The sequence below is a fragment of the Photobacterium chitinilyticum genome, from assembly GCF_004104355.1.
Taxonomy (GTDB): Bacteria; Pseudomonadota; Gammaproteobacteria; order Enterobacterales; family Vibrionaceae; genus Photobacterium; species Photobacterium chitinilyticum.
Genome location: NZ_RJLM01000001.1, coordinates 726,120 through 740,234, shown reverse-complemented (window position 1 = coordinate 740,234; position 14,115 = coordinate 726,120). Strand labels below are relative to the sequence as shown.

9 protein-coding genes are annotated in these 14,115 nt (G+C 45.0%); 3 read left to right on the top strand and 6 right to left on the bottom strand.

Going from position 1 to position 14,115, the window contains the following annotated elements:
• Nucleotides 1-354: 354 nt before the first annotated feature.
• Nucleotides 355-1,809: an HD-GYP domain-containing protein gene (locus EDI28_RS03120; protein ID WP_128782364.1), complete on the bottom strand. Its 1,455-nt coding sequence runs from the start codon at nt 1,807-1,809 to the stop codon at nt 355-357.
• Between the two features lie 108 nt (nt 1,810-1,917).
• Complete coding sequence (locus EDI28_RS03115) at nt 1,918-3,363, bottom strand: NAD-dependent succinate-semialdehyde dehydrogenase (RefSeq protein ID WP_128782363.1); 1,446 nt, start codon at nt 3,361-3,363, stop codon at nt 1,918-1,920.
• Between the two features lie 261 nt (nt 3,364-3,624).
• Here EDI28_RS03115 and EDI28_RS03110 point away from each other — a divergent pair, with 261 nt between their 5' ends.
• Entirely contained in the window at nt 3,625-4,263 is a 639-nt protein-coding gene (locus tag EDI28_RS03110; protein ID WP_128782362.1) for a glutathione S-transferase family protein, read from the top strand.
• Between the two features lie 197 nt (nt 4,264-4,460).
• Here EDI28_RS03110 and EDI28_RS03105 read toward each other — a convergent pair whose 3' ends face one another.
• Both EDI28_RS03105 and EDI28_RS03100 read right to left on the bottom strand, forming a co-directional pair.
• The gene (locus EDI28_RS03105; RefSeq protein ID WP_128782361.1) at nt 4,461-6,188 is read right to left on the bottom strand and encodes a hypothetical protein; all 1,728 of its coding nucleotides are present in this window, start codon (nt 6,186-6,188) and stop codon (nt 4,461-4,463) included.
• Between the two features lie 232 nt (nt 6,189-6,420).
• Nucleotides 6,421-7,311: a LysR family transcriptional regulator gene (locus EDI28_RS03100; RefSeq protein WP_128782360.1), complete on the bottom strand. Its 891-nt coding sequence runs from the start codon at nt 7,309-7,311 to the stop codon at nt 6,421-6,423.
• 125 nt (nt 7,312-7,436) lie between these two features.
• On the opposite strand from EDI28_RS03100, the gene EDI28_RS03095 reads away from it, so the two are divergent.
• Nucleotides 7,437-7,871, top strand: a complete 435-nt coding sequence (locus EDI28_RS03095; RefSeq protein ID WP_128782359.1) for a carboxymuconolactone decarboxylase family protein — start codon at nt 7,437-7,439, stop codon at nt 7,869-7,871.
• A gap of 377 nt (nt 7,872-8,248) precedes the next feature.
• A complete protein-coding gene (locus tag EDI28_RS03090) occupies nt 8,249-9,835 on the top strand; it encodes a BCCT family transporter (protein WP_128782358.1) in 1,587 nt (528 codons plus the stop codon).
• Between the two features lie 97 nt (nt 9,836-9,932).
• Here the strand turns inward: EDI28_RS03090 and EDI28_RS03085 are convergent, their stop codons facing one another.
• Together EDI28_RS03085 and EDI28_RS03080 are read right to left on the bottom strand one after the other, a co-directional pair.
• Nucleotides 9,933-11,402 (bottom strand): chitinase, encoded by a 1,470-nt coding sequence (locus EDI28_RS03085; protein WP_128782357.1) that lies wholly within the window; start codon nt 11,400-11,402, stop codon nt 9,933-9,935.
• A gap of 210 nt (nt 11,403-11,612) precedes the next feature.
• A complete protein-coding gene (locus tag EDI28_RS03080) occupies nt 11,613-13,940 on the bottom strand; it encodes an ATP-dependent helicase (RefSeq protein ID WP_128782356.1) in 2,328 nt (775 codons plus the stop codon).
• Nucleotides 13,941-14,115 lie beyond the last annotated feature (175 nt).

The following is a 14,115-nucleotide window of genomic DNA, read 5'->3' as shown; positions in this document are numbered from 1 at the left end:
AATATGCTAATAACATCATTGACCTAATACCTTAACATCATAAAGTTAACCAAAATAGAATAATCACCCTAAAAACACCCTTTCTAACAACATCAAGAGTAACGGAAAGACAGCAACACTGATAAATAGTAATCGTTACTTAAACTATACAGGTTGCTAATAAAACAACTCAGTACTATCAATTAAAGATATTTAATTACCCCTAGATTCATAACTCACACAGCAATTTTCGCCATTTTAATCAGCGAGAATAATCAAACACGGGTGTAGATTGTCATAATACCTAAGATATTAAAAATGCCCGCTAAAGACGGGCATTCGCTATTGATAATATTGTAGGGCGAGAGACTGTTATTAAGCAACCATGGCTTCTTGATCTTGATAATTATGGGCAATGTGCACAAACTCTTCTTCACATTCTAGAAAAGCCTCAACCACTTGCGGATCAAAGTGCGTCCCGTTTCCTTCCAAAATAATCGACTTCGCTTTCTCATGACTAAATGCAGGTTTATACACTCGCTTCGAGATCAGGGCATCATACACATCGGCTAATGCCATCAAACGACCAGATAGAGGGATTTCCTCGCCAACAAGCCCTGCCGGATAACCGCTTCCGTTCCACTTTTCATGATGAGTTAATGCAATTTCGCGGGCTAGAAACAGGAAACTAGAACTGCCCATTTGTTTCTCGGCTGTCGCTATCGACTCAGCACCAATCAAGGCATGGGTCTTCATTGTTTCAAATTCTTCATCCGTCAACTTACCTGGCTTAAGCAAAATCGCATCAGGAACACCCACTTTGCCTATATCATGGAGCGGAGCGGATTTATACAGCAAGTCAATCCTCTCTTCTGTCAGGTAGTCACTAAAAGCATCACAATACTTGAGCCGATTGGCTAACGCGCGAACATACTCCTGGGTACGCAGTATATGAGCACCGGTTTCATTATCCCGCGATTCTGCCAAGGCTGATAACCCAACAATAGCGACATCACGAGTCAGGTTGACTTCATCGTAGCTCTTTTCCAGCCGGATCAACATTTCATTGGTGTAATGCGCAATCGCGCCCATCTCCCCGTGCTGAACAACAGGCACCCGAACAGACAAGTCTCCTTTTGCGGCATCTTCTAATACCTGCTGCTGATTTACCAACAATAAACGCAATAACTTTAGCCACTGGTACATAATAGAGACGGTATAGGCGACAAGTACAACGGCAACATACGCAAACTCTTTAACGATACTGACTATCGCTGACTGCGGGCCCGTAACAGTAATATTCTCAGCCAGCCAACGTACATCTTTGAGCATGATCATACCCAATATTGTTGTCAGTAAGACAACAACAAAGATCACCATTGCTGCCATTTGAAATGCCAGAGAATGGCGGTAATTCTGGATACCAGCCAGCTCCGAGGCATTAATCTGCTTAGGGTAATGCAGGATCTGACTATATAAAGAAAGATCCAGGCTGATCAATACCCCAAGGCTGCCTATACCAAACAACACCTTGAAACTGCTCTCGATAGGAAAATCATGGAAAAGGTTATACCAAACGGACAAGCCTATCGCCCCTATGGCAAAAATCGCCAGGTTTTTCACGACAAAGTGGATGCTATCACCACTTTTTATCCAAAGTGAGCGTAATACAAACATCAGCGAAAAAGTCACAAATGCGTAAAATCCGGCCTGCCAAGCCGAAAGCGTATCGAGAAACGGGCATACTCGCCCGCCATACAGACTAAAGATCCCGGCAGCAAGAAGGTAATGAAGCGCAGCCCGTTTTGTCAGTTGCTGTTCTGTATTCATCGTTGTTTATTATTAATATGAGATTGATTCAGTTTAACTAAATGTTGGAAACATTTCATTTACTTAAATCATCTCGAAACAACACAGCATTCACAACAACAATAAAATTTAGATGCCACCCATCAGCATATATTTTACTTCGACATAATCCTCGATGCCATAACGAGAGCCCTCGCGCCCTAGGCCTGATTCTTTGACCCCACCAAACGGAGCAACCTCGGTCGAAATGATACCTTCGTTGATCCCGACAATACCGGACTCAAGCCCTTCAGCTACCCGCCAGACTCGGCCAATATCCCGAGAATAGAAATATGCCGCCAACCCGGATTCAGTAGCATTTGCCAGCTCTAACACTTCCTCTTCCGAACTAAAACGATAACAAGCCGCTACCGGGCCAAATGTTTCCTCGCTGGCGATGCGCATCGCATGATGGGCATTGGCAATCACCGTCGGCTCGTAGAAGTTACCGCCTAACGGGCTGTTCTTACCGCCCACAAGTACCACACCACCATTAGCAACCGCATCCTGAACATGACTTTCGACCTTCTCTAGTGCCAACGCATTAATTAACGGTCCTTGCGTCACCCCTTCTTCGAAGCCACTTGCAACCTTGAGATTGCTCACCGCTTTGGCAAGCTTGGTTGTAAACTGTTCATAAACACTGTCCTGAACATAAAAGCGGTTGACACATACGCAGGTTTGACCGGTATTGCGAAACTTCGAGGCCATCGCTCCCTGCACTGCGGCATCAATATCCGCATCATCGAACACAATAAATGGCGCGTTGCCACCCAGCTCCAAAGACAGCTTCTTCACCGTATCGGCAGCCTGACGCATCAATAGTTTGCCTACACGAGTCGAGCCGGTAAACGAGATTTTACGCACTGATTTTGCAGCCATCAGTGCGCCACCAATTTCGGCAGCATTCCCTGAAACCACGTTAAAAACGCCGGCAGGAGCACCCGCCTTCTCGGCCAAAACAGCCATTGCCATCGCGCTCAGCGGTGTTTCTTCCGACGGCTTCAATACCATAGTACAGCCGGCAGCAATCGCTGGACCGGCCTTGCGAGTGATCATTGCCAAAGGAAAATTCCACGGGGTAATCGCCCCTACAACACCAATGGGTTCTTTGGTCACAAGAATTCTCGAATCTGGCTTGTGGGTCGGGATCGTTTCACCATAAATACGCTTCCCTTCTTCGGCAAACCATTCAAAAAAGCTTGCCGCATAACCGACTTCCCCAAGCGCCTCAGCATAAGGCTTACCTTGCTCGGTTGTCATAATAGTAGCGAGGTCGTGCTGATGCTCCATCATCAGCTCCCCCCAACGGCGAACCACCTGCGAGCGCTCTTTGGCGGTTTTCTTTCGCCATAGTTTGAATGCAATAGTTGCTGCATCAATGGCTGCACTCGTTTCCTGCTCACCGGCTGAGGCCACATCAGCAATCTTTTTATTTGTTGCGGGATTTATGACAGCGTAACATTTCTCATTCTGCAGCCAGCTACCGTTAATGTAGAAACCGGTCTGAAGTAAATCAGTTTGTTTAATATCCATCTGTGTTCCTGCTAAATCATTCGTTCAAAATCAAAGTGAATGCAATTACGAAAAAATGATGGACAACCTCTGTGCTGCCCATACCGTTTGATTTCTGCTTTAAAGTCCAAGTATAAGAAAATACTTACAAAGCAAGCAAACATATAAATAGCTTCCTCTTTGCCGAGGAGAGCAACAGAAAATGAAACCTATTTGATAACAGCATATATCTGTATCATTCACTGTATATACATACAATAATCATTGGAGATAATAACTTATATGTACAAGTTGTATTACTATCCCAACAATGCCAGCCTCGCTCCTCACTTTCTTCTCCACGAAATGAAACTCGAGTATGAGCTACTACTTGTCGACCGAAAATCAAATGAACAGAAATCCTCGGAATATTTGAAACTGAATCCCGCAGGACGAATACCGACCTTGATTGATGGTGAAATCACCTTATTCGAAAGCCCTGCGATCTGTATTCATCTGTGTGAACAGCACCCTGAAAAAGGCCTGATCCCACCATTAGGAAGCCAAGCAAGGCCTATGTTCTTTCAATGGCTAACGTATTTGAACAACACGCTACAAGCTGAACTCATGGTTCGCTACTATCCGCATAAACATACAACAGCTGAAAGTGCAATTCCGGCGATTGCTGAGGCTCAGGATGAACGTATCGCTGAGTCTTTGTTAATTATTGATGAAGCATTAACCGACAAACAATATCTTCTCGGCGATAAGATTTCAGCCTGTGACTTCTTCTTGTTTATGCTTTTGAAATGGTCTCTCGGCGTTAAAAAATCACCCATGTCATTTCCTCATTTAAACGCGTATTTGAAACGCTTGGCACAATATCCAACTATTCGTGAGGTCTGTGAGTTTGAGAAAATAGACCTTCGCCCCTTTGAGTAACGACTAAAAATCATTGTAAACAAAGACAGTTCAGAGGAAGGAGGAAAGTGTGTATTTAGAAGTTCAGCTTTAGCTTTTGATAGAGAGCTTGTATGAATCGGTTTTTTGCGGTGAGCAGGGACGACCTTAACAACAGAAACCGGCAGTACTTTGCCGGTTTTGTTGCACTATTAAGTCAAAAGAAACTTGCTGAATAATCAGTAAATATAAACTGCACCAGCATTAGGCCATGAACGGTCACTCCAATCGAGCGTAGGATCCGACGGATGACCAGGAGCCCCTACGGCCAAAGTGTTAGTGCCAGGCTTAAATTTCAAGGAAGCACCGAACTCTTCATTTACACCAGAGACACTATCTCCGGTAATCGCTCCTTCCCAAGCATAATTACGGTTACCGTAATCATTCAAGCGATAAATATAGACCGCACCATCAAGGTCACCACCTCGTTCCAATGTATCTGCACTGGTGTGGAAACCAAACCCACGCCATGGCGCTGACGGTGCCGAAACAGCCAAGAAACCTTTATCACTGAGTGCCAACTGGCTGCCAAATTTCTGCCCTGCCGAGGCCTTCACCGGAGTAATTGCATCAATTTCACTCCAAAAGCCTCTCTGCTCATCGTATTTATAAGTCAACACACGATCTATACCCGGTGCACCAACCAAAACAAGGTTCGCAGCCTTATTGATCACAACAGAACTTCCAAAGCCACTGTTCTCTTTTGAATAGCCATCAGGCAAAGTCAGTACCGTTTCTAGCTGCCAGATTTCATTATAATTTCTTGGTGCTAATGCCTTACGATACACATAAACTGCGCCACCATGCTTAATTTCACTTGCTGAACCTTTAAGCAACGAATCCATCGGAGCACCAACGACCAATACCTCATCCTTGGCAATTGCAACACTAGCACCAAATTTTGCATCTGCAGCCAAATCATTCGGACGGTTAACTTTAAACTCACCCGGAGATGAAATGCTCTTCATATATTGCTCAGGGGCAGCAGGAAAACTCAGGTCTTTAAAGAAATAATATGAAACCTCACCGCTCGTATTTTTCGTCGGGTGCCCCATCATAATCATGCCACCATCTTCACCTGAGCTGGCCAATGCTGCACCATAGCTGTCGCTCACAGGCCCACGCGGCGCTGTATGCCCTTGAAGCCAGCGCTCAGGGTTACCGTTGTTCATAGTGTCCATTGTTTTGGCCATATAAACAAAAGCTTCATCTTTACCTTGCTCACTTGGAAGCGTGGCCGCTGCAAGGAAAAAATCATCAAAGCTGCTGCCAGCTGTCACTATACTATTTGCTCGAGTTGCGTGACGGTCGGCTGTCCTTAAATAGGATTTACGCAGCAGACTCTCATCAATCTGATACTGCCCGTCACCTTGAGCAGAATAAAGCTGAACAATACCATTTGAATCATCTGTTATATTGGTAACAAGATAATCCTGTTGCCACGCGACAGCACTACCGAAACGAACACGATCAGAATCATAGCGATTAAGGTTAGTTTTTACTTTACCGATAGCTTGTTCCAAGTTTTCAAGTCGGAATTTTGCCGATTTAGTGAAGCAATAATCTGAGCTATCACATGCTAATAGCTCATAATCTGCTGTAGCGGCATCCATATCAACCAAATCAAGAACCAGATTCAACGAAGTACCAGTTACGTGAGTCGCGACTACTTCATCAGTCAAACGCTGCCTTGTCTGACGATATCTAAGTAATTTGTAATGATCTGCACCACTCACCTGATTCCAACTAAGAGCTATAGCTCCTCCTTTCTGTACCGCTGGTGTAACCGTAACAAACTTACCTTTCTCCTGAGCGGCAGGTGTTGATGAAACATCGCTTCCGCCACCACTGCCGCATGCAGACAAACCCACAGCAATACATAAAGGTAACAACAGTTTTTTAGTCATTATTAAACTCAACAGATATTTGATCATAAAACGAACAGCGCTGCAAATGAACGCTGTATTTTTGCAGCGGAGTGTACCCGGCGTAACAAAATATTGCAAATCAAGAATAAAATTACATAACTGATGCTGCTTGGGAATTTATTGAGGAGCATCGAATGATGCCAGCTTCTTCATGTTTTACACAAATAAAGGCGTTGCATACTTACAGAACGGTTTGGCTGGCATACAGGCTTTAAGAGAGTTTGATTCTGCTAACCAAAAAATCAATAAAAACGCGCACTCTTGGACTTAATGCCCGCTCTGAATAGAACACGGCATTAATGGGTATATTCTCTTTCTCCCAAAAACTCTTTAGCACCGGCTCAAGTAAACCGGACTCCAGCTCCTGTTGAACAGTAAAATTAGACAAACAAGCGATCCCCAAGCCATTTACCGCCATCTGTTTTAGTGTTTCACCACTATTACTGCTCACCTGCGGAGAAATACACAATCTTTCGCCGTTATCATCCTTAAGCGGCCAAATATTAAGAGATTTATATTGGTCAAACCCCAAGCATTGATGCTTGGATAACTGTGTAATGCAATCTAGGTAACTAACACGCTTAAGGTAACTCGGGCTTGCATATAATCCGCGTTGAGTCACTCCTAACTTGCGAGCCTTGAGCGTCGAATCACTAAGCAGCCCTACTCTAATCGCGACATCTACCTTTCTTTCGATTAAATCAGAGATTGAGTCATTGCTGACAAGAGTCACTTCAACATCGGGATAAAGCTGAGTAAATTCCGCTAACAAAGGGACTATCGCATGTAGAGCGAATGATGATGCCGCATCTACGGTTAAACGTCCTCGTGGCTGTTTGTGCTTCTGAGTGAAATGGTGCTCGATAGCAACAACATCCTCAGAAACATGTCTTGCTTTATCAAGAAGCCACGCACCTTCACCCGTTAAGGTGACACGTCGTGTCGTTCGATTAAACAAAGTTGTTTCCAAGTCAGCTTCCAGCTTTTTGATGCTCCTGCTTACCACCGAGCTTGCGATGTCCAGCCTGTCTGCCGCTAAGTTAAAGCTGCTGGACTCTGCCACTGCGACGAACACTTCCAATTCACTGAGTTTAAGTTTCACGACGCCTTCCCAATTAATGCAATTTTGCTATTAGTTACTTAGCAAAATGTACATTTATGTCAACAAAGGAAGTTCCTATATTTGGGTCATGCACGTATTTACCCTAATCACCGAAGGATCTTCACATGTCTCGAGTCAATATCTACGCAACTCAGCCTGAAGCATACAACGCGATGTTTACCTTAGAAAAATACATCAAAAATAGTAAGCTCCCACCTATTCTTGAAGAACTTATCAGGGTTCGCACTTCTCAAATTAACGGCTGCGCCTACTGTATTCAGATGCATACTAAATCAGCATTGCAACAAGGCGAGACTCACGAACGGCTATTCTTGCTATCAGCATGGAAACAGTCGTCACTGTTCACCCCTGAGGAGCAAGCGGTACTTGCACTGACAGAAGAGGTGACACAAATCTCAAATGACGGCGTCAGTGATACGACATACAAACAGCTGGAGGAGCACTTTGACAGGAAACAAATTGCCCAACTTATCATGTTGATATCAACAATGAATATATGGAACCGGATAGCCGTTGCGACCAACGTTCACGAGTCTTAACTTATTACACATTCTCTCTAGATACACTCTCCAGATATACCCTATAGAGATACCACCGAGCACCGCTGCAACCAGTCACTTTACGTGACTGGTTTTCTCTCGCAATGAAGTTGATTTTCACCCGTCAAAATACATTCAGCACAAATAATTAGAGATCAAAGCATTTGATCAATCCCAACCCCTGCCAGAACCAACCCAACCACTAAAAAGTCATGCCAAATGAAGGAATTTAAACACTCACTTGTGATAACCCTGCTCTAATGTTAACATTTTGCCGATTTTTTTAATTTGAAGTCTAAGCATTTTTCATTTCAGCGCTGTTTTACTGATATTTATCAGAAGAAAATACTTAGAGGACAAAACGTTTGAGAGTTACTATGGATAGCGTATTTAATAAATACAGCATAAAAACAACGGATTACGAAGTTGGGCAAGACAACGTTCAAAAATGGGGGTTTGACGTTCACAACCCTGTTTTTGGTATCAGTGCAGGTCTTATTATTCTATTTTTGACCGCACTATTGCTTGTTGACCCAAGCACTGCCAAGGCCGCTCTAAATGGCCTCAAGGTGCAAATTATTGAAAACTTTGACCTTCTATTTATGTGGTCTGGGAATATTTTCCTGATTTTTTGCCTTGGTTTAATCATCTCACCACTTGGCAAAATTAGACTTGGTGGCATCAATGCCAAACCTGAACACTCCAATATTTCATGGATAGCAATGCTCTTTGCTGCTGGCATGGGGATTGGTCTTATGTTCTGGGGAGTGGCAGAGCCAACCGCCTACTTCACAGGTTGGTATGAAACGCCATTGGCCGTTGAGGCATTTTCCCCTGAAGCAAAAAAGGTTGCTCTGGGTGCGACTATGTTCCACTGGGGGATTCACGCATGGTCTATGTATGCGGTTGTAGCCCTTTCTTTAGCCTTCTTCACATTCAACAAAGGGTTGCCACTTTCTATTCGTTCCATTTTCTACCCTTTGCTCGGCGATCGAACTTGGGGATGGTTTGGGAACGCCATTGATATTATGGCAGTACTTGCCACCCTATTTGGCCTTGCAACCTCGTTAGGGCTTGGTGCACAGCAAGCAACCAGCGGTATCAACCATGTTTTCGGCACCGAAGGTGGCCTTGGCATGCAGCTAGCTGTCATTGCTTTTGTAACAGCCCTCGCAGTTATCTCTGTTGTTCGAGGCATTGAAGGCGGCGTTAAGGTATTAAGTAACATCAACATGCTATTTGCTGTTGCTCTTCTTGTCTTTGTTGCCTTGGTTGGGTTTGCTATTGCGAAAGGCTCCCTCCCTGCAACCTTGATGGGCTACATCGAAAACATCATTCCACTGAGTAACCCTCACGGACGCGAAGACGTTGCTTGGATGCATGGCTGGACAGTATTTTACTGGGCATGGTGGATTTCTTGGTCACCATTTGTAGGAATGTTTATTGCACGTGTCTCTAAGGGCCGAACCGTTAGAGAGTTCTTGATCGCCGTTATCTTTATCCCAACATTGATTACTCTGATTTGGATGTCTGTTTTCGGTGGCATTGCTATCGACCAGGTCGCAAACAAGATTGGTGAATTAGGCGCAAATGGATTAACCGATATTTCCCTGACACTATTCCATGTATTTGATGCAATGCCATTTGGTTCGGTTATTTCCGTTTTGTCGATTGTGTTGATAATGGTGTTCTTTATCACCTCATCAGATTCTGGCTCTCTCGTTATTGATAGCATAACAGCAGGCGGTAAAGTCGATGCTCCTGTCCCGCAGCGTATCTTCTGGGCAACGGTTGAAGGTGCTATTGCAGCAGTAATGTTATGGGTTGGTGGAACTGAGGCCATTCAGGCCCTACAGGCAGGAACCATCACAACAGCCCTGCCCTTTACCATTATTCTTCTGTTAATGTGCGTGAGCCTAGTTAAAGGTTTGAGTACGGAAAAAAGTCTGTATAAAAAAGCGTAACACTACAAATAATGCACTCAACAAAAATGGTCAGCTCAACGCTGACCATTTTTATACCCATCCAATAACGCTGAGAGTATTAGCAACTATTTAACAGCTACTGCCCTTCGGGGATCACATTACCGTTTTCATCATAGGCTTGCACGTTGAAGTGGTACTCGACACACTTCTCATAGTCACCTTTAAAGAATGCGTTAAATGCATACTGATAAGGTACGAGCTTACATGCAAAACTATGATTCCCTGGTGTATTTGGATTCCAACCCCAATCCTTGTCCCAGGTGATCATCAGTGCTCCGGCACCATCGGTATCAAATGGCTTCATATCTGCACATCCCAGCTTCTCGCCGGTAATATCAAGGTTCAGCTCTTTAGCAAATAAGCGGTAATAATCAATCCGATTTTGCGCTAGTGCGGTTTCAGCGCCTTTATTGCACTCATATGCGCCATTGATGATCTGAATCGTCGCACCAAATCCAGATTCGATTCCAGCGGCCTTGTCCGACGCATTCGGCTGCCAGGTACCATCAATAACATGCAGCATGCTTGGCTTCGGTGGCTGAGGATAGACGTAGAAAAATACCGCTGAAGCAAGGTTCAGCCAAGTATCAGCAACCAGTGCTGGATTTTCCAGCAGAATACTTTGATCACCGAACATTGCCTCCGAGAACGGGCCATAGTTGTAGTTCCAGCTCAATTGCTTCGCACCACGACCAAAATAACTTTTGCCCGGAGCACAAGGCCACTTCTCACCTTGCCAACCACTACATTTACTATAAGTACCGTCAGGTTTATCTTCAGACTTATACATCTCGCGGAGGTAATACAGTCCCTGCCGCCACTCAGGCACACCTTTCGATGTCTCCCAGCTTGGTGCATGAGCTCCAGTTTCCTGAGTAAAGTGGGCAAACATCGTAGTAATAGAACGCTTACAAATATCGTCTGAGTTGCGACCATCATTATACGTTCGGCAGAAAGCCGGGAACTTAGCAATTGCTTGTAGGAAGCGAGTATAGGTATACATTTCGTTACGCAGCGGGAACAGGTAGTTCCACATCGCTTCATTTACGATTGACTCGACACGGCGAACATTGTCCGGATTGCTGATACTGAGCGGAATAACGGCCTCAACCAAAGCATTATCAAGAGTCGCGACATCAGAACGTATTAACTTGAAAAGATCCGTACTGGTTAGCTTAGTTTCAATCGCTTCCAGCTCGCTACGTGGCATTAAGTAGCCGCCTTTACCATCAGGAATAACGGTAAAGCCAGGAGCAGGGTTAGGATTAGGAGTTGGCCCCGGACCTGGTACTACAGGGCCCGTAGTACAATCAGATAGCTTCCAAAACCAGGATGACGATGCCGACGGTGTATCCCATACTCCTGGATTATTCTGGGCAACAAAACAGCTTCCGTTATAACTAACCAAATCACCATCTACGACCGATGTTTGGCCTGGGACCCATTCAACTGGCTGGACATTAGCAAACGTTGCCCCACTCACACAAACACCGAGCGCAATACCAATTAAGTAGCCAATTTCTTTCGCTTTAGTTCTGTTCAACATAAATAACTAGCCTCCGTTCTATATTCGGGTTCTGGTTATTATTTGTTCAACTAAAACAAGCTGCGATGTGATTCAAAAACATATTGGCAAGCACTCGAGTGTAATCACATAATTTTTGATACTGAAATTATTCCGACCACAAATAATCGATATCGCTCGAAGTAATTACCCACCTCTCGAACAAGAGAAACAGCGCTAAGAAAAAAGCGCTTACCGCCTTACTCGACTTCTTGCATTGGCAGCAACAATCAATCGGTTCACCAGTACTTTTTTCTTAGTCTCTGACGCTGCACCCAATTCCCGAATCACCCGGCTAATTTCGGAATCAAGGTACTTGGCCGTTTTGGTGCGGACCATCGCACTAATAACCTTATCCGCATTAACGGGTAAAGGTTGGCGTAACGCCCACTGATAGCTGTAGTTCGAGTTAGTGTCCGAACCAATACCTGAATCTATATCGTTGATGTTTATTTCCAATGGGGCTTGCACATCTTCTTCACGCCCCAGCTTTTTATAGTACTCACAGACAATCGGTGAGCGGTGATGAGGTAGCTCGCCGCTTTGATAAAGTTTAGGGCCCAGATCTTTGGCCAGTTCAGCCTTAGCCTCCAGTACAAACCTACTGGCATTGGTTGCTTTGGCCGACTTTTTCTCCGGTTCGGTAAAATAGACCCTCGCCTGTTCCTTTGCCCGCGTCAGACCGACATAAGCCAACCTGCGCTCTTCTTCAACATCAGCAGCAATACTTCCCGCCGACTTATTCATATAAGGAAAGGCATCCTTGTCCCAAAACGGTAGGTGGACACAATTATATTCACAACCCTTGGCACGGAAAATAGTGGTTAACTGCACTCCAGCAGCCTCATCGTTCGAGGCGGCAGAAAGCTGGGTCGATTTCTGGGCCGATTTTTGAGTGTAGTATTCAAAATATTGCAACGCCTTATCGCAATTTTGATCCATGGATTCAAGCACTGTCGCGACACTATCGAGCCTTTCAACCGACTCTTCAATTTCTGTCGCAGTAGCTTCCGTCTTCCAAATCCAGCTATCAAGTCCGCTTTCATTTCGATATTGGTTATAGACTTCAAGCGCCTTAAAGCTACCTTTTCGCTGTAGCCTCACCAGCAATTCTAATCGCTCAATAAGATTATCCAGCTTCAGGCTACTGTTTGCTTTGTCATATCTGGTGATGAACACCAACCAATTTGACGTTTCCATTCCAGCCAACTGATCACAGAGCGGACGCAGCGCTTTATTCGGCACGTAACAATGAGGAAAACAGAGAAAATTAAACAGCAGCAATGACTTTTGCTGCTGGGGCATCTGCTCATATCTGCCCGTTGCCAACGACATCAGCTCAATTAGCAACTTGACTTCACGGCTGTTGGCCAACACCGAAGGCACCGGCATTTGGTAAGGCACCTGCTTGCTCAGAAATGCCAACTCAAACAGCAACGTTTGCGACCAGCGCCGCACCAAAATAGCAACTTCCGACGGATTTCCCCCTTCGTCAATATATTGCTGTACCGACTGGGCTATTTCTCCGACCTGCCGCGAGGTGCCGGACACCTCAATTGCAGTATCGCTAATGCCTTCGTCAGAAATAGTCAGGAAATCACTGAAACGTTGCTTGTTGTTGGCAATAAGGTGGCTGGCAGACAAAGCCAGGCTATGACCGAACCGAAACGTTCGTGACAATGTATAAGTACTGGCAGGTGCAAAATCATTGTCAAAATCAAGCATGAACTGCGGCGCACTGCCACGCCATTTGTAGATGCACTGATCGACATCCCCGACAGCCAACAATTGCGTCTGTGGCCCCAACAACTGCTTGATCAAGCGGTATTGGGCAGTGTTAATATCCTGAAACTCATCGACCACCACAAGCTTGCAGTGCTGATGGTAATGCTGTCGAATAGCATCTGAGCCTTCCAGCATTTTCACCGACTCCACTAGCCAGTCGTCAAAGAACAAGATCTTGTGCTCTTTGCGCAAGGTTTCAAACTGCTCGTAGGCATCAAGGATAAACAAATAGTCACGGCTAATTTCCGACATCTGAAAAACTTCACGCGGCGGCAGCATGTACGCCTTAACAAGACCGGCAAAGCTCAGCAGCAATTCGATAGTCTTGGGATCCTTAATCATTTGCTGACGCTGAAAGCTTTTCTCCTGCCCGGCAACGGTCCGCAGCACTGTTTTCACCAAAGACTTATCACTTTCTCCACTTTGATAGTCGACACGGAACCCTGTTTCGCGAAGAAAGCCGGTTTGGTTAAGTAGCTTTAGGCAAAAGCTATGAAAAGTATGTACCGGCACATTTTGCTCGATTCCCGTTGCCTGCAGTTTCTGCTGAAAATCGGTGCGAATATCACGGTTGAACATCATCACCAGCATCTCTTCGGCGGGTACCTGAGCTAGCTTTTTTTCAATCAAACCAACTAAGGTCGTGGTTTTTCCCGTACCGGCGCCAGCGATGCAGAGTGCGTTACCTGTTTGGTGATTTATAAATGCTGTCTGCTCGGAGGTATAGCGCATCATAGTGGGAGTTGAACCTGAAAAGCCGAAAGGACGATGATTTTGCCACAACTCGCCCCTCTTCGCTTCTCAAAATCTACAGTAAAGCGTTAAAACCAAGTTCTCTCGACCATATAGGTAAAATCAAATTACGCAAACGTTTGCTTTATTTGCTGAAAGCTGCAATCGCTTCTGCTAT

Coding starts and splice junctions, on each gene's coding strand:
- EDI28_RS03080 (WP_128782356.1), bottom strand. CDS start 13,940: ATGATGCGCTATACCTCCGAGCAGACAGCATTTATAAATCACCAAACA.
- EDI28_RS03085 (WP_128782357.1), bottom strand. CDS start 11,402: ATGTTGAACAGAACTAAAGCGAAAGAAATTGGCTACTTAATTGGTATT.
- EDI28_RS03090 (WP_128782358.1), top strand. CDS start 8,249: ATGGATAGCGTATTTAATAAATACAGCATAAAAACAACGGATTACGAA.
- EDI28_RS03110 (WP_128782362.1), top strand. CDS start 3,625: ATGTACAAGTTGTATTACTATCCCAACAATGCCAGCCTCGCTCCTCAC.
- EDI28_RS03120 (WP_128782364.1), bottom strand. CDS start 1,809: ATGAATACAGAACAGCAACTGACAAAACGGGCTGCGCTTCATTACCTT.
- EDI28_RS03095 (WP_128782359.1), top strand. CDS start 7,437: ATGTCTCGAGTCAATATCTACGCAACTCAGCCTGAAGCATACAACGCG.
- EDI28_RS03115 (WP_128782363.1), bottom strand. CDS start 3,363: ATGGATATTAAACAAACTGATTTACTTCAGACCGGTTTCTACATTAAC.
- EDI28_RS03105 (WP_128782361.1), bottom strand. CDS start 6,188: ATGACTAAAAAACTGTTGTTACCTTTATGTATTGCTGTGGGTTTGTCT.